This is a genomic window from Caballeronia sp. M23-90, from assembly GCF_053574605.1.
On the sequence record NZ_JBSIPA010000084.1, the window covers coordinates 1 to 18,921 of the forward strand.

18 protein-coding genes and 1 pseudogene are annotated in these 18,921 nt (G+C 60.6%); 11 read left to right on the top strand and 8 right to left on the bottom strand.

What is annotated here, in order from left to right:
- Nucleotides 1-664: squalene/phytoene synthase family protein (locus ACRXB1_RS11310; RefSeq protein WP_449492052.1), on the top strand; the 664-nt coding region annotated here is incomplete at its 5' end.
- Here ACRXB1_RS11310 and ACRXB1_RS11315 read toward each other — a convergent pair.
- The gene (locus ACRXB1_RS11315; protein WP_449492053.1) at nucleotides 661-1,548 is read right to left on the bottom strand and encodes a DUF1501 domain-containing protein; all 888 of its coding nucleotides are present in this window, start codon (nucleotides 1,546-1,548) and stop codon (nucleotides 661-663) included. The genes ACRXB1_RS11310 and ACRXB1_RS11315 overlap by 4 nt on opposite strands.
- 97 nt (nucleotides 1,549-1,645) lie before the next feature.
- A complete protein-coding gene (locus ACRXB1_RS11320; protein ID WP_061999286.1) occupies nucleotides 1,646-2,107 on the bottom strand; it encodes a hypothetical protein in 462 nt (153 codons plus the stop codon).
- 264 nt (nucleotides 2,108-2,371) lie between these two features.
- On the opposite strand from ACRXB1_RS11320, the gene ompR reads away from it, so the two are divergent.
- The 4 genes from ompR (at nucleotide 2,372) to ACRXB1_RS11340 (ending at nucleotide 5,981) form a co-directional block, all read left to right on the top strand.
- Nucleotides 2,372-3,097 carry an osmolarity response regulator transcription factor OmpR gene (gene ompR, locus ACRXB1_RS11325; RefSeq protein WP_056353156.1) on the top strand — a complete coding sequence of 242 codons (726 nt, stop codon included), beginning with the start codon at nucleotides 2,372-2,374 and terminating at the stop codon, nucleotides 3,095-3,097.
- A gap of 80 nt (nucleotides 3,098-3,177) precedes the next feature.
- The gene (locus tag ACRXB1_RS11330; protein ID WP_062169873.1) at nucleotides 3,178-4,539 is read left to right on the top strand and encodes an ATP-binding protein; all 1,362 of its coding nucleotides are present in this window, start codon (nucleotides 3,178-3,180) and stop codon (nucleotides 4,537-4,539) included.
- A 260-nt stretch (nucleotides 4,540-4,799) separates the two neighbouring features.
- Complete coding sequence (locus ACRXB1_RS11335; protein ID WP_061999284.1) at nucleotides 4,800-5,348, top strand: peroxiredoxin; 549 nt, start codon at nucleotides 4,800-4,802, stop codon at nucleotides 5,346-5,348.
- Between the two features lie 108 nt (nucleotides 5,349-5,456).
- Nucleotides 5,457-5,981: a carboxymuconolactone decarboxylase family protein gene (locus tag ACRXB1_RS11340; RefSeq protein WP_061999283.1), complete on the top strand. Its 525-nt coding sequence runs from the start codon at nucleotides 5,457-5,459 to the stop codon at nucleotides 5,979-5,981.
- Between the two features lie 54 nt (nucleotides 5,982-6,035).
- Here the strand turns inward: ACRXB1_RS11340 and ispF are convergent, their stop codons facing one another.
- Both ispF and ispD read right to left on the bottom strand, forming a co-directional pair.
- The gene (gene ispF, locus ACRXB1_RS11345) at nucleotides 6,036-6,527 is read right to left on the bottom strand and encodes a 2-C-methyl-D-erythritol 2,4-cyclodiphosphate synthase (RefSeq protein WP_061999282.1); all 492 of its coding nucleotides are present in this window, start codon (nucleotides 6,525-6,527) and stop codon (nucleotides 6,036-6,038) included.
- Between the two features lie 40 nt (nucleotides 6,528-6,567).
- Nucleotides 6,568-7,281 (bottom strand): 2-C-methyl-D-erythritol 4-phosphate cytidylyltransferase, encoded by a 714-nt coding sequence (ispD, locus tag ACRXB1_RS11350; protein ID WP_061999281.1) that lies wholly within the window; start codon nucleotides 7,279-7,281, stop codon nucleotides 6,568-6,570.
- A gap of 110 nt (nucleotides 7,282-7,391) precedes the next feature.
- Here ispD and mfd point away from each other — a divergent pair, with 110 nt between their 5' ends.
- The 4 genes from mfd to ACRXB1_RS11370 are packed head-to-tail and all read left to right on the top strand — an operon-like array spanning nucleotide 7,392 to nucleotide 13,498.
- The gene (gene mfd / locus ACRXB1_RS11355; RefSeq protein ID WP_449492054.1) at nucleotides 7,392-10,883 is read left to right on the top strand and encodes a transcription-repair coupling factor; all 3,492 of its coding nucleotides are present in this window, start codon (nucleotides 7,392-7,394) and stop codon (nucleotides 10,881-10,883) included.
- A 51-nt stretch (nucleotides 10,884-10,934) separates the two neighbouring features.
- Nucleotides 10,935-12,161 (top strand): acetylornithine deacetylase, encoded by a 1,227-nt coding sequence (argE, locus tag ACRXB1_RS11360; RefSeq protein ID WP_062169870.1) that lies wholly within the window; start codon nucleotides 10,935-10,937, stop codon nucleotides 12,159-12,161.
- Nucleotides 12,162-12,165: 4 nt separating this feature from the next.
- Nucleotides 12,166-12,456 carry a nucleotidyltransferase gene (locus tag ACRXB1_RS11365; protein WP_449492055.1) on the top strand — a complete coding sequence of 97 codons (291 nt, stop codon included), beginning with the start codon at nucleotides 12,166-12,168 and terminating at the stop codon, nucleotides 12,454-12,456.
- 37 nt (nucleotides 12,457-12,493) lie between these two features.
- The gene (locus ACRXB1_RS11370) at nucleotides 12,494-13,498 is read left to right on the top strand and encodes a threonine/serine dehydratase (RefSeq protein WP_062169868.1); all 1,005 of its coding nucleotides are present in this window, start codon (nucleotides 12,494-12,496) and stop codon (nucleotides 13,496-13,498) included.
- 3 nt (nucleotides 13,499-13,501) lie between these two features.
- On the opposite strand, the gene ACRXB1_RS11375 is transcribed toward ACRXB1_RS11370, so the two are convergent.
- The 4 genes from ACRXB1_RS11375 to ACRXB1_RS11390 all read right to left on the bottom strand — a co-directional run bounded on the left by ACRXB1_RS11375 (nucleotide 13,502) and on the right by ACRXB1_RS11390 (nucleotide 17,640).
- Entirely contained in the window at nucleotides 13,502-14,323 is an 822-nt protein-coding gene (locus tag ACRXB1_RS11375; protein WP_372237039.1) for an ABC transporter permease subunit, read from the bottom strand.
- Nucleotides 14,320-15,234, bottom strand: coding sequence for an ABC transporter permease subunit (locus ACRXB1_RS11380; protein WP_062169867.1), 915 nt, complete (start codon nucleotides 15,232-15,234; stop codon nucleotides 14,320-14,322). Before ACRXB1_RS11380 ends, ACRXB1_RS11375 begins: the two co-directional genes overlap by 4 nt.
- Entirely contained in the window at nucleotides 15,231-16,427 is a 1,197-nt protein-coding gene (locus ACRXB1_RS11385) for a polyamine ABC transporter ATP-binding protein (protein WP_082771412.1), read from the bottom strand. Before ACRXB1_RS11385 ends, ACRXB1_RS11380 begins: the two co-directional genes overlap by 4 nt.
- Nucleotides 16,428-16,578: 151 nt before the next feature.
- Nucleotides 16,579-17,640, bottom strand: a complete 1,062-nt coding sequence (locus ACRXB1_RS11390) for a polyamine ABC transporter substrate-binding protein (protein ID WP_086383732.1) — start codon at nucleotides 17,638-17,640, stop codon at nucleotides 16,579-16,581.
- Nucleotides 17,641-17,792: 152 nt separating this feature from the next.
- Between ACRXB1_RS11390 and ACRXB1_RS11395 the strand changes: the two genes are divergently transcribed.
- Nucleotides 17,793-18,164: a hypothetical protein gene (locus ACRXB1_RS11395; RefSeq protein ID WP_449492056.1), complete on the top strand. Its 372-nt coding sequence runs from the start codon at nucleotides 17,793-17,795 to the stop codon at nucleotides 18,162-18,164.
- A gap of 33 nt (nucleotides 18,165-18,197) precedes the next feature.
- A pseudogene (locus tag ACRXB1_RS11400) lies at nucleotides 18,198-18,812 on the top strand (Nramp family divalent metal transporter); the annotation flags it as partial.
- Nucleotides 18,813-18,921 lie beyond the last annotated feature (109 nt).

The following is an 18,921-nucleotide window of genomic DNA, read 5'->3' on the forward strand; positions in this document are numbered from 1 at the left end:
CAAACATGCGTGGTGGCAGAAGGAACTGGCAAGCCTCTTCGGCGGCGAACCGGCGCACCCGGTCACGAAGGCCATCGCGGCGCATCAGGCCGGCACGCCGGTCCTTGACGACGAAGGCCGCGGATATGTCGGCAACATGGTCGATGGCTATGAACTCGACCTGGAGCAGGCGCGATATATCGACTGGGCGGGTCTTCGGCGATATCTGGATAACGCGGGCGGCGCGTTTGCCGTGATCGTCGCGCGGGCCACGGCGCGCCACCCTGAAAACGTTCCAAACTGGGCGATGGCGCTGGGCTCGGCCTTGATGCTCGCGGAGCGCGTGGAAAACATCGGCGACGACGCGCGTCATGGCCGCATCTATCTGCCCATCGACGAACTGCAGCGCTTCGGCGTCACGGCGGCCGATCTGATCAACCGCAAATACAGCGACGCGTTCACCGAACTCATGCGCTTCCAGACGGGCCGCGCCCGTGACGCGCTGAACCAGGCGCTGGCCGCCATTCCCGCCGATGAACGCCCGGCACAGCGCGTGCTGCGCTCGCACGCGGCGTTATCGCTGGCCTTGCTCGATGAAATCGAGGGCGAGGATTTCAAGGTCTTGCATCAGCGCATTGCGCTCACGCCCATCCGCAAACTGTGGATTACGTGGCGGGTTCGCTAGGCGCGCATTATTGGCAGCGTTTCGAACTTGCCGCCGAGAACGGCGTCGGCGTTCATGCCGCGCCAGGACCCCAGAACAGTTGCATACAGCTGCCGGAAGTCCACGTTCATTGGCAGGTTGCCGTTGCCGTCGAGCCGAGAGAGTGCGGGCGCGGCGCCGTATAAACCGCCGTTCACCCGGCCACCCAGAAGGAAGTGCGGCGCGGCCGTGCCGTGATCCGTGCCGCGGCTGTCGTTTTCACGCGGACACCGGCCGAACTCCGAGTACGTCATGACAAGGGTGTCGTTCCATCGACCGAGTTCGGTCAGTGCGGATCGCACTGCGGCCAATCCATTCGATAACTGACCGAGCACACGCGCGTGCTGTATCGGCTGGTTCTGATGAGTATCGAAGCCGTTGAGCGTAAGGCGAATCACCGACAAGGCTCGCGTGCTTGCAAGCGCTTCCATCGCTGTCTTGATTGACGTTCCAAAGGGATCGGCGGGGAATGTCGTTTCGAAGCCTCCCGCGCCAAACGCCCGTGCAAGCCAGCCATCGCGAAGGTACTGGTCTGCGTGCGACGCGGTGTCCCAGATTTCCATCGATCGAAAATGCGAGAGGTTCTGCTGCGGGTAGCCGACGCCCTGCACGATTGCGAGCTGTCCGTCGCGCCACAGCGGCATCAGCGGCTGCATTGCCGGATGAAGCCCGCTGCGCTCGTCGAGCTGCAGCACATGGTCCCGATGGATTCCGATGGTCGGACGCAAGGCCGCGTAAGCGGGATCGGCAAACGGAATCACGGTATTCAAGCCGTCGTTGCCGCCTTTCAGCTCGACGAGAATCAGCACCATGCCTTGAGCTGCCGGCGGAACCTGACGAGCGATCGCAATCGTCGATGGCGCCATCGCACAAACACCGAGTGCGCAAGCAACAGAAAGAAAATCGCGCCGGTTCATAGGCGCGCTTGCGTTCCGGGAACGGCCGGCATCAGACGGAAAGCAATCACCGCTTATACAGATCCCTGACCGCTTCCTCGATGTGCTGGCGCAACAGCCTGCGTTCATCGGCGGTCATCACGCCGTGCCGTGGCGTACGTTCGGGCGGTTGCGGGTCAACCGGTGGCGGCTGCATGACAGGCATTTGCTGCGCTTGAGTGTTCCCGGACTGCTTGCCCATTCGATGCTGTGCGCGCATCAGGCGGCCATCGAAACTGCGGCTCCTTTGCGGGCGCGCACTCGACCCGCCGGCAGTTGGATTCTCGCCGGCATCCGAATTCAGATAACCCGATGACGACGCCCACGACGAATCCGGCCGGTCAAACGCCGACGCATTGCGACTGGAGGATTGGGATGGTTGCGCGAAAGCACTGCGCACGGCAAACACGGCGTAAAACGCGCTAGCGATCAGCGTTAGTCGGATGATGCGCATGTTGCGCACAGGTTTGCGCCGCCGCGCTCCCTTCATGTTGTTCCCTTCGTTGCTCGACAACCGGACAGTCTCAGGCTCTTTGGCGTGCTTGCGTGGCAGGCAAGGTGGACGGTCATGCCGCCATGTTGCTGACGCGCAATCGTTGTACTAATGGAGTATCTACCGAATGACGGGCTTAGGTAAAGGAGTGTACGCATAGAACCTTTACGTCGTGCCACAGTCCCCGTAAATTTTGTAACTATCTGTTACCTTATAATTCACGCAAACTGCTCCTCTTTCTAATCGCGCTAAGATGCCGGAATGGAAACCAAAAATCCCTCAAAAATACTCGTAGTCGACGACGATCCCCGTTTGCGCGATCTTTTGCGGCGTTATCTCGGCGAACAAGGCTTTAATGTCTATGTCGCTGAAAATGCACCGTCGATGAACAAGCTCTGGGTACGCGAACGTTTCGACCTGCTCGTGCTCGACCTGATGTTGCCGGGGGAAGACGGCCTGTCGATCTGCCGGCGACTGCGCGGCAGCAATGACCGCACCCCGATCATCATGCTGACCGCCAAGGGCGAAGACGTGGATCGGATTGTCGGGCTGGAAATGGGTGCCGACGATTACCTTCCGAAGCCATTCAATCCGCGCGAGCTCGTGGCCCGGATTCATGCCGTGCTGCGCCGGCAGTCGCCGTCGGAATTGCCGGGTGCGCCGTCCGAAACTGCGGAGGTGTTTGAATTCGGCGAGTTTGCCTTGAATCTCGCCACGCGCACGCTGACCAAGAATGGCCAGGAAATCCCGCTGACCACGGGTGAATTCTCCGTGCTGAAGGTTTTCGCGCGGCATCCGCGTGCGCCGCTGTCACGTGAAAAACTGATGGAACTGGCGCGTGGCCGTGAATACGAAGTGTTCGACCGCAGTCTCGATGTCCAGATCTCCCGGCTGCGCAAGCTGATCGAGCCGGACCCGAGCAGCCCACGCTTCATCCAGACTGTGTGGGGTCTCGGCTACGTCTTCATTCCGGACGGCGCGGCTTGAGCATTGAGTACCAGTTGAGTTCTGATTGAGTCCTCGCAAACGCGCTTCATGCGCGCCACAAGCACGAGCGTCAACGACCCATGCGGATTGACAGGCGGCTACTGACGCTCGCGTTCGGCGGCCTGTTCTGGCGGACGTTCGCCCTCATCGCGCTGTTGATCGCGGTGAGCATTGCCGCCTGGTTCCAGAGCTTTCGCGTGATCGAACGCGAGCCGCGCGCGCAGCGCGTCGCGCTGCAGTTGGTCGCCGTCGTCAAGCTCACCCGCACCGCCCTCCTTTATTCCGATCCCGACCTTCGCCGCGCGCTGCTGCAGGATCTGGAAAGCAATGAAGGCGTGCGCGTGTATCCGCGCGAAACCACCGATAAATACCGTCTCCAGCCCGACGAATCGCTGAACCGTCTGATCGAGCGCGACGTTCGCGGCCGCCTGGGCAATGACACGGTCATCGCGCAATCGGTGAACGACATCCCGGGCGTCTGGATCAGCTTCAAGATCGACGACGACGATTACTGGGTCGCGCTCGACCGCGATCAGCTCGATACCGTCACCGGCCTGCAATGGGCCGGCTGGGGCATCTTTGCGCTCGCGCTGTCGCTCTTTGGCGCGGCGTTCATCACCAGTCTCGTGAACAGGCCGTTCGCGCGCCTCGCGCTCGCCGCGCGCAAGGTCGGCTCGGGACAATCACCCGAACCGCTTCCTGAACGCGGCATGGGCGTTGCCGCCGAAACCAATCGAAGCTTCAACCAGATGGTGCAGGATCTCGAGCAACTCGATGCCGACCGTGCGCTGATGCTCGCCGGGATCTCGCACGACTTGCGCACGCCGCTCGCGCGTCTGCGGCTGGAAACCGAGATGAGCCCCTCCGACGAAGCGACGAAACTCGCGATGGTCGATGACATCGAACAGATGGACATGATCATCGGGCGTTTCCTCGACTACGCGCGGCCGATGCAGCGCATGGCCGAGGCTGTGGATCTGTCGATGATCGGGGGCGAGATGACCGCGCGCTTTCTCACCGAGGAAGGCGTGGTGATGAAAACCGATCTGGCACAAGGCGCGATTGTCGAGGGCGATCCCACCGATGTGCGTCGCGTGATCGGCAATTTGCTGGAAAACGCGCGCAAGTATGGCCGCAGCGCCGCCGATGACGTCGCGCGGATCACGCTGCAAACCCGTGTGAACCATGGCCGCGTGGAGTTATCGGTGATGGACGAAGGACGCGGCATTCCTGAAGACCAGGTTGCGCTGATCACGCGGCCCTTCTATCGCGTCGATACCGCCCGCACGCAGGCCAACGGAACCGGATTGGGCATGGCGATCGTGCAACGGCTGGTGACGCGGCAGCGCGGCACGCTGCGGCTGCGTAACCGTTCGCCGCACCCAGGGTTCGAAGTCACCATCGACTTTCCGGCCATGGAAAAACGCACACTGCGCTCATGAAGTTTCATGCAGGCCCAAGGGTTTCGCCATGGCGTTCAATGCGCAGGGTGGTTTCAAATGCCTATCGGTCCATTCGTTAAAAGCTATTTGGGGTGTTAGTCAAAATCTATTGATACCATTGCTCAATAGGGTTATAGTGGACTTCGTTCAACGCAGCGCTCTCGCCAGATCAACGGCTTTGAGTTTGATGCTGCGTCATGTGAGCGTTACAGCGATCAGGTAGTCTTGGTTTTTCTTCCAACGAACACAGGAGTATTCATATGAAGACCGTGGGCGATAAAGTTGAAGCTTTTACCGTTACAGCTGCAAAGCCGGGTTTCAACAATCACGAAGAAAATGGCGTGTCGGCATTTGAAGAGATCACCGAGCAGTCGTTTCCTGGCAAGTGGAAAATCCTGTATTTCTATCCGAAGGACTTCACGTTCGTCTGCCCGACGGAAATCGTCGAGTTCGGCAAGCTGAACGGCGACTTCGCAGACCGTGACGCAGTGCTGCTTGGCGGCAGCGTGGACAACGAATTCGTCAAGCTGGCATGGCGCCGTGAGCACAAGGACCTGAGCAAGCTGAACCACTACTCGTTCGGCGACGTGAAGGGCGAACTGATCGACCAGCTCGGCGTGCGTGACAAGGAAGCGGGCGTGGCGTTGCGGGCAACGTTCATCATCGATCCGGACAATGTGATCCAGCACGTTTCGGTGAACAACCTGAACGTCGGCCGCAGCCCGGAAGAAGTGCTGCGTATTCTCGACGGCCTGCAAACGGACGAACTCTGCCCGTGTAACCGTGCTGTCGGCGGTACGACGCTGTAATTGCATAGGTACCGGCGAGGCCTTTATGGCTGCGCCTCAGCCCGTCTGCTTTACGAGTCAAACTCGAGCCGGCGGGCTTTTTTATCGGTTATTGGATAGGAGAAATTTATGGAATTCCTCGCATCGATTAAAGAACTGATTCCTGATTACGCAAAAGACATCCGGCTGAACGTGGACGGGACGATTGCGCGGTCATCGCTGGAAGGCAATGATGCCGTCGGCGTGGCGCTCGCGGCCGCCTATGCCGCGAAGGCTACGAAGATCGTGACGCTGATTCGCGAGTCGGGCGTGTTGTCGGCTGAGGAAACGAACGGCGCGTTGACCGCTGCCGCGTTGATGGGCATGAACAACGTCTGGTATCCGTACCTGGAAATGGCCGATAACGCCGACCTGAAGACGCAGCCCGCCGCTTTGCGGATGAATGCGTACGCCACGCACGGCGGTCTGGATAAACGGCGTTTCGAGATGTTTGCGCTGGCGGCATCGATTGTCGGGAAGTGCCATTTCTGCGTGAAATCGCACTACGAGAATCTCGTAGGCGAAGGCATGAGCACGACGCAATTACGCGATGTCGGGCGCATTGCCGCTGTGATCGTGGCGGCTCAGTTGGCGATTACGGCTGAAGGGAAGTAAATCGATCAAGCGCGCCGGAGGGTTCTCCGGCGCGACTACTATCAACTGCATTTTTCAGGCATCGATTCCCGTACGCATCAACAGCACCGCCGCCTGCGCCTCAATCCCCTCTTTCCGGCCCAGATACCCCAGCTTCTCGTTGGTCTTCGCCTTCACGTTGACGCGGCTCAACGGCAGTTCCAGATCCTCTGCGATATTCGCGCGAATCGCCTCGATAAACGGCGCAAGCTTCGGCGCCTGCGCGATCACGGTCGAATCGACGTTCATGATCGCAAACCCCGCCTCCGAAACCCGCGCAAATGCCTCGCGCAATAAAACGCGGCTATCGGCGCCTGAGAATTCGGCATCCGTATCGGGAAAATGACGGCCTATATCGCCCATTGCCGCTGCGCCGAACAAGGCGTCCGTGATCGCGTGCAGCAGGACATCGGCGTCCGAATGCCCGAGCAGGCCGCGTTCATAAGGAATCGTCACCCCGCCGATGATCAGCGGCCGTCCCTCGACCAGTTGGTGAACGTCGTAGCCTTGTCCGATTCTGAAATCCATCGATAATCCTAAAAGGTTAAGCGGTGAGCCAAATGAAATATCAGACAGCGCCGAGCATGGCTGTCGCCAATGCGAAATCCTCAGGATACGTGACCTTGAAGTTGCGCAAACTCCCCTGAATCAATCGCGGCGCATGTCCCAGCCATTCGATGGCGCTCGCTTCATCGGTGAGGTCGTGGCCGTCTTGCCGGGCCCGCGTGATTGCATCGCGCAACATGCCGAGACGGAACATCTGCGGCGTCTGTGCCTGCCACAAGCCGTTGCGCGACTCGGTGCGGGCAATGCGCCCTTCGTCGTGCGCCGTGCCTTCTGCCTCGATGCGCTTTAACGTATCCGCTACCGGCAGCGCCAGAATCCCGCCAACCGGATCGTTCTTTAGCTCACCCACGAGCTTGCGCACCATCTCGGGTGTGAGACCGGGGCGCGCCGCATCATGCACGAGCACCCAGTCGTCTTCCCGGGCGCCAAAGCCTGCCAGCGCCGCCAGGCCGTTGAAGACAGAAGCTTGCCGCGTCGCGCCGCCGCAGCGTTGCACGGCGAAGCGCAGGCCCGCGAAACGGCGGTCATCGAAGTGATGATCGTTCGGTGCCAGCACCACGAGCGTCTGGGCAAACTCGGAGCAGGCATCGAAGGCAGCGAGGGAATAGCGCAGCATCGGATGACGGCCGACGGTCTGATATTGCTTCGGCATGGGGGCGCCGGAACGGCTGCCGGAACCGGCACATGGGATGAGGGCGAACAGGCGGGAAGTCACGAGTTGAAAACGCCCAAGTCAAAAGTGAAGCCCGGATTTTATAATAGGTCCATCGCGACCATGCCGGTCCCGCATGCACTTTCGCACGCGAACGGTTCCCCGCACACTTTATGCCTTCAAAAGCCGTCAGTTTGCAGTCAACGTCTCCTATCGCACTCGTCAAGGCCGGTCAGCGCTTTGCCTTCGATGGCGCCACCGGTTCATCCGACGCGCTCGCTCTCGCGCGTTACCACCTCGCAAACTGCGAAAACGTCCCGTTATTGGTCGTGATGTGCGCGAGCGCGGTGGATTCCCAACGTCTTTCGGTCGAAATCCCCTTCTTCGCGCCGGACGCCCGGGTCAGGCTGCTGCCCGACTGGGAAACGCTGCCCTACGACACGTTTTCGCCCCATCAGGACCTGGTTTCAGCGCGCCTTGCGACGCTGCACGACCTCGGTGAAGGCCGTTGCGACATCCTGCTCGTGCCCGCCACCACGGCGTTGTACCGGATGCCGCCGGCATCGTTCCTGGCCGCGTACACGTTCTCGTTCACGCAGGGCGAGCGGCTCAACGAGGCGAAACTCAAGAGCCAGTTGACGCTCGCGGGGTATGAGCATGTGAGCCAGGTCGTGCGTCCGGGCGAATACTGCGTGCGTGGGTCGTTGCTGGATCTGTTTCCGATGGGCTCGCCGTTGCCGTACCGGATCGATTTGTTCGACGATCAGGTGGATTCCATCCGCGCCTTCGATCCGGACACGCAACGCAGTTTGTACCCGGTCCGCGATGTGCGTCTGCTTCCAGGGCGCGAATTTCCCTTCGATGAACCCGCCCGCACCGCCTTCCGCAGCCGCTGGCGCGAGGTTTTCGAAGGCGATCCGAGCCGTTCATCCATATACAAGGACATCGGCAATGGTGTGCCGGCAGCGGGTATCGAGTACTACCTGCCCTTGTTCTTCGACGAAACAGCCACGCTTTTCCACTATTTGCCGCAAGACGCGCAACTGGCGTTCGTCGGCGACATGGACGCGGCAATCAAGCGCTTCACGAACGACACGAAGCAGCGCTACAACTTCCTGTCGCATGACCGCGAGCGGCCGCTGCTCGAACCAAAGCGTCTCTTTCTTTCCGACGACGATTTCTTTTCCTTCGCCAAACCGTTCGCGCAGATCAAGTTTCCGCCCTCGCCCGAGGGCGGCTGGGCCGTGCCGCTGCCGGGCCTTGCCGTGGATCGGCATGCCGAAGATCCGTTGCTCGCGCTGCGCCATTATCTGGAGCAGACGCCCAATCGCGTGCTGCTCGCCACGGAATCGGCGGGTCGTCGCGAGACGATCCAGCAGCTTCTCGCCGACAACGGCCTGCGCGCCGCCATCGACGACACGTTCCAGCAATGGCTGACGGGCGACGCCAAGTTTTCCCTGGGCGTCGCGCCGCTCTCGAACGGCTTTTCGTTGCCGGGCGAAGGTCTCTCGATCGTCACCGAAACCGAGCTATACGGACAACTCACGCGCCGCGCCGGACGACGCCGCCAGGAACAGGCGAGCAACGTCGACTCGATGGTGCGCGACCTCTCCGAGTTGAAAATCGGCGATCCGGTCGTGCATACGCAGCATGGGATCGGACGGTATATGGGGCTGGTATCGATGGATCTCGGCGAAGGCGAGACCGAGTTTCTCCATTTGCAATATCAGAACGAAACCAAGCTCTACGTGCCGGTCGCGCAGCTTCATGTGATTTCGCGCTACAGCGGCGCGGACCCGGACACCGCGCCGTTGCACACGCTCGGGTCGGGCCAGTGGGACAAGGCAAAACGCAAGGCTGCGCAGCAAATCCGCGATACCGCCGCCGAGCTGCTCAACCTTTACGCGCGGCGGGCGCTGCGCCAGGGCCACGCGTTCCCGCTCGAAGCGCGCGACTACGCGAAGTTCGCCGAAAGTTTCGGCTTCGAGGAAACGCCGGACCAGGCCGCGGCGATTACCGCTGTCATCGGCGATATGACGAGCGGCAAGCCAATGGACCGTCTGGTCTGCGGCGACGTGGGTTTCGGCAAGACGGAAGTCGCGCTGCGGGCGGCGTTTATCGCGGTGCTTGGCGGCAAACAGGTCGCGATCCTCTCGCCCACCACCCTGCTCGCCGAACAGCACACGAACACCTTCACCGACCGTTTCGCCGACTGGCCCGTGAAGATCGCCGAGCTGTCGCGCTTCAAGAGCACGAAGGAAGTGGCAGGGTCGATCCAGGCGATCAACGACGGCACTGTCGATATCGTCATCGGTACGCACAAGCTGCTGTCCAGCGACGTGGTGTTCAAGCGGCTGGGGCTCGTGATCATCGACGAGGAACACCGTTTCGGTGTGCGGCAGAAGGAAGCGTTGAAGGCGCTGCGCGCTGAAGTCGATGTGCTCACGCTCACCGCCACGCCCATTCCGCGCACGCTCGGCATGGCGCTGGAAGGCTTGCGCGACTTTTCGATCATCGCGACCGCGCCGCAAAAACGTCTCGCGATCAAGACCTTCGTGCGCCGCGAGGAAGACGGCGTGATCCGCGAGGCGATGCTGCGCGAGCTCAAGCGCGGCGGTCAGGTCTATTTCCTGCACAACGAAGTCGAGACCATTGAAAACCGTCGTTCGATGCTCGAAAAACTCGTGCCCGAAGCGCGCATTGCGGTCGCGCACGGACAAATGCACGAACGCGAACTCGAGCGCGTAATGCGCGACTTCGTCGGCCAGCGCGCGAACGTGCTGCTGTGCACGACGATTATCGAAACCGGGATCGACGTGCCGAGCGCAAACACCATCCTGATCCATCGCGCCGATAAATTCGGCCTCGCGCAGTTGCATCAGTTGCGTGGCCGTGTCGGGCGTTCGCACCATCAGGCGTATGCGTATCTGCTCGTGCACGATCCGGCCGCGCTCACGAAACAGGCGCAGCGGCGGCTGGAAGCGATCCAGCAGATGGAAGAACTCGGTTCGGGCTTTTACCTCGCCATGCACGATCTGGAAATTCGCGGCACGGGCGAAGTGCTCGGCGACAAACAATCGGGCGAGATCCACGAGATCGGTTTCCAGCTCTACACCGACATGCTCAACGACGCCGTGCGTGCCCTGAAAGAGGGCCGCGAACCGGACCTGAACGCGCCGCTCGCCGCCACGACCGAGATCAACCTGCACGCGCCCGCGATCCTCCCCGCCGACTATTGCGCCGACGTGCAGGAACGTTTGTCGCTGTACAAGCGCATGGCGAACTGCGAATCGAGCGATGCCATCGACTCGATCCTGGAAGAACTCATCGATCGTTTCGGCAAACTGCCGCCGCAGGCTAGCGCGCTGGTCGAGACCCACAAGCTGCGGCTCGCAGCCAAGCCGCTGGGGATCCTGAAGATCGATGCGGCGGAACATGTGATCTCGCTGCAGTTCGTGCCGAACCCGCCTGTCGACGCCATGAAGATCATCGAGATGGTGCAGAAGAACAAGCACATCAAGCTCGCGGGGCAGGACAAGCTGCGCATCGAAGTGCGCAGCCCGGACCTCGCGGTGCGGATTTCGACGGTCAAGGAAACGTTGCGCGCACTCGGCGCGCCGGTGCGGCAACAGAAACCGGCTGCCGCCATCGCGCCATCGCGTTAGTTTTTATTGCTTTTTCGGTATCATCGAAAAGTGAAAATCAAGGAGAGTGTCATGTCGCAGATCGCTGAATCGACGGCTTCCGTCGCCCAAACACCTTCCACTGAACCGGCGTCGCTGCCGTGGATCAAGAAGCTCGTCTCCTTCGATACCGTCAGCCGCAATCCGAACATGGGCCTGATCGAAACCGTGCGCGACGACCTGCGCGCGGCGGGCATCGAAAGCACACTGACCACCGACCCGAGCGGCAAGTGGGCCAATCTTTTCGCGACCGTTCCCGCGCACGACGGCGCGACGAATGGCGGGATCGTGCTGTCCGGCCACACGGACGTGGTGCCCGTCGACGGTCAGAAATGGGACAGCGATCCGTTCAAGCCTGAAGTCCGCGACGGTTTGCTGTACGGCCGCGGCACGTGCGACATGAAGGGGTTTATCGGCGCGGCGTTGACCCTGCTGCCGAAGATGCAGGCCACGAAACTCGCGCGGCCGATCCACTTCGCTCTTTCCTTCGACGAAGAAATCGGCTGCGCCGGCGCGCCGCTGCTGATCACCGACCTGCAAAAGCGCGGCTTGCGTCCGGACGGCTGTATTGTCGGCGAGCCGACCAGCATGCGGCCGATCATCGCGCACAAGGGCATCAACGCTTATAACTGCTGCGTGCGCGGGTTGGCGGCGCATTCGTCGTTGACACCGAAGGGTTTGAATGCGATTGAATACGCGGCGCGGCTGATCTGCCATATCCGCGATATCGCCGACGAATTCCGCGCGCAAGGTCCGTTCGACGAACAATACGACGTGCCCTTCACGACCGCGCAGACCAGCACGATCAACGGCGGCAACGCGATCAACACGGTGCCGGCCGAATGCAATTTCGCGTTCGAGTTCCGCAACTTGCCGACGCTCGATCCGGAGCCGATTTTTCAGCGCATCGAGAAGTACGCGCGCGAAGAGTTGCTGCCGAAGATGCAGAAGGAACACGCAAACGCGGCGATCGAGTTTTCACGGATCGCCGCGGCTCCAGGTCTGGATGCTTCAGAGCAGGCGGCGATCACGCAGCTCGTGCGTGCGCTGACGGAGAACCAGGACAAACGCAAGGTCGCGTATGGCACGGAAGCCGGGTTGTTCCAGCTCGCCGGCGTGCCGAGCATTGTCTGCGGGCCAGGGAATATCGAGCAGGCGCACAAGGCGAACGAGTATGTGTCGCTGGAGCAGCTTGCGGCCTGCGAGGCGTTTTTGGGCAAGTTCATTCATAGCATGTCGGTTGAAGCGCAGGTGCGTTGATACGATGAAACCTTCCGCCGCCCTTGGTCTGAAACGGGACACAATGCGCGAAGCGGGTGGCCGCTTCCACGCGGCTAACCCACGTGTGTTCGATTCGGTTTTGCATGGCACCGACCTGGACCGCAGCGATCTGGACCTGCTGGTCGACGCTTTGCCTGGCGCGACGCTTTTCGGCTTGGGCGGCCTGCAAATGGAACTCGAAGAAGTGCTTGGCGTGGCCGTTGACTCACTCACGCCGAGCGATCTGCCGATCAGGTTTCGAGAACAGGTATTGGCGGAAGCGGCGCCGGTATGAGTGAAACGCTTCTTTGACCCACATTACGCACATCCCCATGTCCACCGCCCATCACCCCGACCAGACCATCGACGGCACGCCGATCCCTACCCTCGACGATATCGCCGCCCAGCACATGGCGCTCGCGCCGTGGGTTGCGCGCACGCCGACCTTCGAGCGCCACGACTTCCCCACACTGGAAGGCACGCCGGTCAACTTCAAGTTCGAGCTGCTGCAGGTCGGCGGCACGTTCAAGACGCGTGGCGCCTTTTCGCACCTGCTTGCCTTATCCGACAGCGAGCGCGATGCGGGCGTGACGTGTGTATCGGCGGGAAATCATGCGGTGGCCGTCGCTTATGCCGCGATGCGCCTCGAGATCGGCGCGAAGGTCGTGATGATCAAGACCGCGAGCCCGGCGCGCGTTGCGTTGTGCCGCCGTTTCGGCGCCGAAGTCGTGATGGCGGAGAACGGCGCGGAAGCGTTCGAGATCGTACGTAAGATCGAAGCCGAGGAAGGCCGATATTTCGTGCATCCGTTCAACGGATATAGAACCGTGATCGGTACTTCCACGCTCGGTTACGAATGGACATCGCAAGCGCCTGACCTCGACGCGGTGATCCTGCCTGTCGGCGGCGGCGGCCTTGCTGCGGGCGTGTCGCTGGCATTCCGGCTCGCGAATCCATCGATACATGTCTTCGGCGTCGAGCCCGAAGGCGCCGATGCCATGGGCCAAAGCTTCGCCGCAAACCACACGGTGAAGATGGGCGCCATGCAGAGCATTGCCGATTCATTGATGGCGCCGCATACCGAGGAGTACAGCTACGAGTTGTGCCGGCGGCATATCGACCGTCTCGTGACCGTAACCGATGCCGACCTGCGCCGCGCCATGCTGCATTTGTTCAACGAGCTGAAGCTGGCCGTGGAACCCGCGTGCGCCGCGGCCACGGCTGCACTGCTCGGCCCGTTGCGCGAAACGCTGGAAGGCAAACGCGTCGGCGTCCTGCTGTGCGGCACGAACACCGACCCGGCGACGCTGAACAAACACCTGTCGATGGCCGCCTGACGGTTAAAGCACGTTGGTCAGGCGCTTTCGCTCGTTTCTCTGCATGACATAATTTGCGCCGATCACGCCGACCGTCACAAACGCGATAAACAACGTGGCCAGCGCGTTCATCTCGGGATTCAGCCCGAGCCGGACGCGCGAAAACACGACGAGCGGCAACGTGGTCGATCCTGGTCCGGACAAGAATGCGGACAACACGAGGTCATCGATCGACAGCGTGAACGACAGCAGCCACCCGGCCACCAACGCCTGCGATATGAGCGGCAGCGTGATCGAGAAAAACACCCGTAACGGCGTGGCGCCCAGATCGAGTGCGGCTTCTTCAATTGATGGATTCAATTCCCTGACCCGCGATTCCACGATGATCGCGACATAGGAAATACACAGCATCACGTGGCCAATCCAGATGGTGAACAAGCCGCGTCCCGCAGGCCAGCCGAAAATCTTGGCCATTTCCACAAACAGCAGCAACAGCGAAATCCCCTGGATCACCTCGGGAATCACTAACGGCGCGTTGATCATGCCGGCATAGAGCGTGAAGCCGCGAAACCGGCCCATTCGCGCGAGGACGTAACCCGCCCACGTGCCGATCACGACCGACGCGCACGCCGTGAATACTGCAATCCGTATAGATAACCACGCGGCGTTGATCAACTCTTCATCGTGAACCAGCGCGCGATACCACTTGAACGAAAACTCCGTCCAGACCGTGACCAGTTGCGACTCGTTGAAGGAATACACAATCAGGCTGATGATCGGGATATAAAGAAACAGGAATCCGATACCGAGAAACGTAAAACGCAGCGGGCGGCTAGGCTGGATCATGGCTTCTCCTCCAGTTGCTTCGCCTGGTAATACTGGAAGACGGCCATGGGCACGAGCAGCAGCAAGACCATCGCGCACGTCACGGCCGAGGCCATGGGCCAGTCGGCGTTATCGAAGAATTCATTCCACATCACGCGGCCGATCATCAAGGTATCCGCGCCTCCGAGCAGTTCCGGAATCACGTATTCGCCCACCGCCGGAATGAACACGAGCAAACATCCCGCAATGATCCCGTTCTTCGAAAGCGGCAGCGTGATCTGCAAGAACGCTTTCCAGGGCTTCGCGCCGAGATCGTAAGCGGCTTCGAGCAAGGTCAGATCCATCTTGACCAAATGCGCGTAAAGCGGCATTACGAGGAACGGCAAATACGAATACACCATGCCGATATAAACCGCGATATTCGTGTGATAAAGCTCGATGGGCGAATGAATGATCCCCGTCCACATCAGGAAATTATTCAGCAGGCCGTTGTTCTTGAGAATGCCGATCCACGCATAGACGCGAATCAGAAACGATGTCCAGAACGGCAGCATGACGGCCATCATCAGCAGATTGCGGGTCGCCGGATTCGATCGCGCGATGTAATACGCCATCGGATAACCGATCAGCAAACACAGCAACGTCGATATCCCCGCGACCAGCAGCGAGTTCATGTACGTTGCGAAGTACAAACTGTCGGTCAGCAGGAATGCGTAGTGCGAGAAATCGAGCGCGATATTCAGCACGCCCTCTTTCAACGCCGTCAAATCCGTATAAGGTGGGATGCCCAGACGCGAGTCGGAGAAACTGATCTTCACGACCAGCAGGAACGGCACGAGAAACAGCAGCACGAGCCAGAGATACGGCCCGGCAATCACAGCCGTCCTTCCGGAAAGACCAAAGCGTTGCCGGATTGAATGCAGCGCTTTCATGCCGTGAGCACCACACCGGCCGACGCCGACCAGCGCACATAAACCTCGTCGTCCCAGGTGGGTGATTCGAGTTCGCCGATTGTCAGGCTCGACAAGTTCGCGACCACCACTTTGCCGCTGTCGAGCTTCACGTGATAAAGCGTGTAGCCGCCCATGTAAGCGATGTTCGCGATCGTCCCACGGCCCCAGTTGTAGGCGCCTTCGGGCGGCTTGCGTGTCAGCGCGATGCGCTCGGGCCTGACCGAAATGGTGACTGGCATGCCGAGCGGTCCAGTGATCCCGTGATTCACATACAAGCGCGACGGCAGATCCTTCGACTCCACGAACACGTGATCGGGTTCGTCCTCGACCACGTTGCCATCGAAGAGATTGGTCGAACCGATGAATTCCGCCGTGAACCGGCTATTCGGGTATTCGTAGACTTCGTGCGGCGTGCCGGTCTGGATGATCTCGCCCTCGCTCATCACCGCGATCCGGCCAGCCATGGTCATGGCCTCTTCCTGATCGTGCGTGACCATGATGCAGGTGACGCCAACTTTATCGAGGATATTCACCAGTTCGATCTGCGTACGCTGGCGGATTTGTTTGTCGAGCGCGGACATGGGTTCGTCGAGCAACAGCAGCTTGGGCCGCTTCACGAGACTGCGGGCAAGCGCCACCCGCTGCTGCTGCCCGCCGGACAACTGGTGCGGCTTGCGCTGCGCATATCGCGCCATTTGCACGAGTTCGAGCGTCGTGTGCACGCGCTCCTTGAGTTCCGCGCCGCGCACGCCTTCCTGCTTCAGCCCGAACGCGACGTTCGCTTCCACCGACATATGCGGAAAGAGCGCGTACGACTGGAACATCATGTTCGTCGGCCGGCGATACGGCGGCATGGCCGCGAGATCCTCGCCATCGATCAATATCTGGCCCGATGTCACCGACTCGAGCCCCGCAAGCATGCGCAGCAAGGTGGACTTGCCGCAACCGGAACTGCCGAGCAGCGCAAACAATTCACCCTTCTTGACCGACAGGTTCACGCCTTTCACCGCGACGGTTTCATCGAATTTCTTGACGACATCGACGATCCGCACGAAGTTCTCTTCCGCCCAGTCCGGGCTGCGCATGCCGGGCTCCGGCCGGCGGCCGTTGGGACCGCCTGAGCCGTTCTGGCCACCTTGTGCGGAAGGCACTGCACTCCACTGCTCACTCATGATCTGCTGCCCGGCTCGTGCGCATCCGCGCGTTCGTGCTGCCTCGTTCCACTGCGTTTTTTTCCTGTACCAATGTTCAAACCGGTGACGAACAAAGCCCCCGGGTGACCGGGGGCTTTGCGTTCATCGTACGCCGTGCCGCATCGTTTCTTTATCGGCCGGACTTCAGCTCGGTCCAGAGCCGGGTCTGCAGGCGCTGAATTTCCGGCGGCAACGGCTTGAGCAGGAACAGCGTCTTGATCACGTCCTGCGGCGGATACACGGCGGGATCTTCAGCCACATCCTTCGATACGTACTTGCGCGCTTCCTGGTTCGCGCTCGGGTAATACACCTCGTTCGTGATCGCGGCGTGAACCTGCGGCGTCTCGATGTAATTGATCCACTCCAGCGCGGCTTCCTTGTTCTTCGCGTCCTTCGGGATGGCCATCACGTCGAACCAGACCGGCGCGCCGCCCTTCGGAATGTAATATTCGATCTTGAACGCCTTCTTTGCGTCCACGGCGCGGTGCTTGGCGATCACGACGTCGCCGGACCAGCCGTAGGTAAAGCACACATCGCCGCCCACCAGGTCGTTGATGTAGCCAGACGAGTTGAATTGCGTGATGTACGGGCGGATCTTCTTGAGCATCGCGAGCGCGGCGCGGTAGTCGGCCGGGTTCGTGCTCATCGGATCCTTGCCGATGTAATGCAGCGCCGCCGCAAACATCTGGTCCGGCGCGTCGAGCACCGACACGCCGCACGCCTTCAGCTTCGAGATGTTTTCCGGCTTGAACAGGATGTCCCAGTTATCGAGCGGCACGTTCTTGCCGAGAATCTGCTGGACCTTCGTCACGTTGTAGCCAAGACCCGTCGTGCCGTACGCCCAGGGCACCGTGTACTGGTTGCCCGGGTCCGCGCCGGCGACGAGTTTCATCAGGTCGGGATCGAGGTATTTGAGGTTCGGGAGCTTGGATTTGTCGAGCGGAGAAAAAATGCCGGCGGCGATCTGCTTGCCAGCGTAATTGCTGGTCGGCACCACGATGTCATAGCCTGAATTGCCTGTAAGCAACTTGGCCTGCAGCGTGTCGTCGCTGTCGTAGTTGTCGTATTTGACCTTCACGCCCGTCTGCTTCTCGAAGTTCGGGATGGTGTCCTTGGCAATATAGTCCGACCAGTTGTAGACGTTGAGCTGCGTGTCTTTCGCCGATGCCGGCATCGACGCTCCCAATGCCATTGCAGTGGCCACTACTAACGCCGCCGCGCCTGCGCGCTTTGACAACTGGTCCGCCAATTTCTCTGCCATATCAGTTCCTCCGTCCTTTCGACTTGCCGGCCGTTGACCACCCTCATCCCGATGCGCCCTTTCCTTATAGCTCAATCGAGACGGTGAAAAAAACGAAAACTATCATCAAAACGCGTCGCACCAAAAAACAATCGGGAGCGATTGTCGCGCAAAGTGCACATGCGCAGAATCACTGCCTGCAAGGACTGGCGCGAGCTGGTGCATTGTGGCTGGTGCGGACACGGCACCTTATCGATACCGGTAAAGACCATAATGCCGCCAATGAATCTGAAAGCGCATTCGCTTGCGTAATGTCATCATTGGGGAGATTGCCATGTTGTTATCGAATCGAAGGTTTTTGTCGTGCATTTGCCGCTGACTACACGGAGCGGAACGTTGGTTGCTGCGCAGTCGGAACCGACGCTTGCCGCGGCACTGCTCTTGCCGAACGCGCCATTTTTCCACCCGCTTCGTGAATTTCCGGTTATAGGAAACAGGCCTCAGACTGCATGAATACGAATTCGTCCGCTCTCGACCAGACTGGCTCTGCGGACAATCCGCCGTCCGACCTCGTTCCCGCCTCCGGCCTCAATCATCGCGGCGAACCGCCCGACGGCGCTCCCCGAGTACGCGGACGCTGGTTCTCCTTTATCGGCGCCGGCGCGCTGGTCGCGGTCGGTTACATGGACCCGGGGAACTGGGCCACCGCGCTTGGCAGCGGCGCAAAGTACGGCTACCAGTTGCTGAGCGTGGTGCTGGCAGCCAGCCTGATGGGTTTGCTGCTGCAATGGGTGGCATCGAAAGTCGGCGTCGTGACCGGACGTGATCTCGCCCAACTGTGCCGCGCCCGCTATAGCCGCCGCACCACGGTTTTCCTCTGGATCACTTGTGAGATCGCGATCATCGCGTGCGACGTCGCCGAGGTCGTCGGCAGCGCCGTGGCATTGCAACTGCTGCTGGGGGTATCGCTGACGGTTGGCGTGCTGATGTCCGCCGTGGGCACGTTCGCCATGCTGGCGCTGCAAAGCCGCGGCCAACGTCCGCTGCAGATCGTCATCACCACGCTGATCTTTTTCGTGGGCTTTTGTTTCGTGGTCGAACTCGCGCTCGCCAATCCCTCGTGGCGCATAAAGGGACTTGTCGGCGGCGGCGAGCAGGTCGTGCATCGACGCCAACGCGTGCGATAAAGACGCGCAACCAAGACTGACGGTCACCATCTGCTCGCCCACGGCA

Bases quoted from the DNA above. Each gene is read 5' to 3' on its own strand.
- ACRXB1_RS11315 (WP_449492053.1), bottom strand. From the start codon at position 1,548: ATGGCGCCATCGACGATTGCGATCGCTCGTCAGGTTCCGCCGGCAGCT.
- ACRXB1_RS11320 (WP_061999286.1), bottom strand. From the start codon at position 2,107: ATGAAGGGAGCGCGGCGGCGCAAACCTGTGCGCAACATGCGCATCATC.
- ompR (WP_056353156.1), top strand. From the start codon at position 2,372: ATGGAAACCAAAAATCCCTCAAAAATACTCGTAGTCGACGACGATCCC.
- ACRXB1_RS11330 (WP_062169873.1), top strand. From the start codon at position 3,178: ATGCGGATTGACAGGCGGCTACTGACGCTCGCGTTCGGCGGCCTGTTC.
- ACRXB1_RS11335 (WP_061999284.1), top strand. From the start codon at position 4,800: ATGAAGACCGTGGGCGATAAAGTTGAAGCTTTTACCGTTACAGCTGCA.
- ACRXB1_RS11340 (WP_061999283.1), top strand. From the start codon at position 5,457: ATGGAATTCCTCGCATCGATTAAAGAACTGATTCCTGATTACGCAAAA.
- ispF (WP_061999282.1), bottom strand. From the start codon at position 6,527: ATGGATTTCAGAATCGGACAAGGCTACGACGTTCACCAACTGGTCGAG.
- mfd (WP_449492054.1), top strand. From the start codon at position 7,392: ATGCCTTCAAAAGCCGTCAGTTTGCAGTCAACGTCTCCTATCGCACTC.
- argE (WP_062169870.1), top strand. From the start codon at position 10,935: ATGTCGCAGATCGCTGAATCGACGGCTTCCGTCGCCCAAACACCTTCC.
- ACRXB1_RS11365 (WP_449492055.1), top strand. From the start codon at position 12,166: ATGAAACCTTCCGCCGCCCTTGGTCTGAAACGGGACACAATGCGCGAA.
- ACRXB1_RS11370 (WP_062169868.1), top strand. From the start codon at position 12,494: ATGTCCACCGCCCATCACCCCGACCAGACCATCGACGGCACGCCGATC.
- ACRXB1_RS11375 (WP_372237039.1), bottom strand. From the start codon at position 14,323: ATGATCCAGCCTAGCCGCCCGCTGCGTTTTACGTTTCTCGGTATCGGA.
- ACRXB1_RS11380 (WP_062169867.1), bottom strand. From the start codon at position 15,234: ATGAAAGCGCTGCATTCAATCCGGCAACGCTTTGGTCTTTCCGGAAGG.
- ACRXB1_RS11385 (WP_082771412.1), bottom strand. From the start codon at position 16,427: ATGAGTGAGCAGTGGAGTGCAGTGCCTTCCGCACAAGGTGGCCAGAAC.
- ACRXB1_RS11390 (WP_086383732.1), bottom strand. From the start codon at position 17,640: ATGGCATTGGGAGCGTCGATGCCGGCATCGGCGAAAGACACGCAGCTC.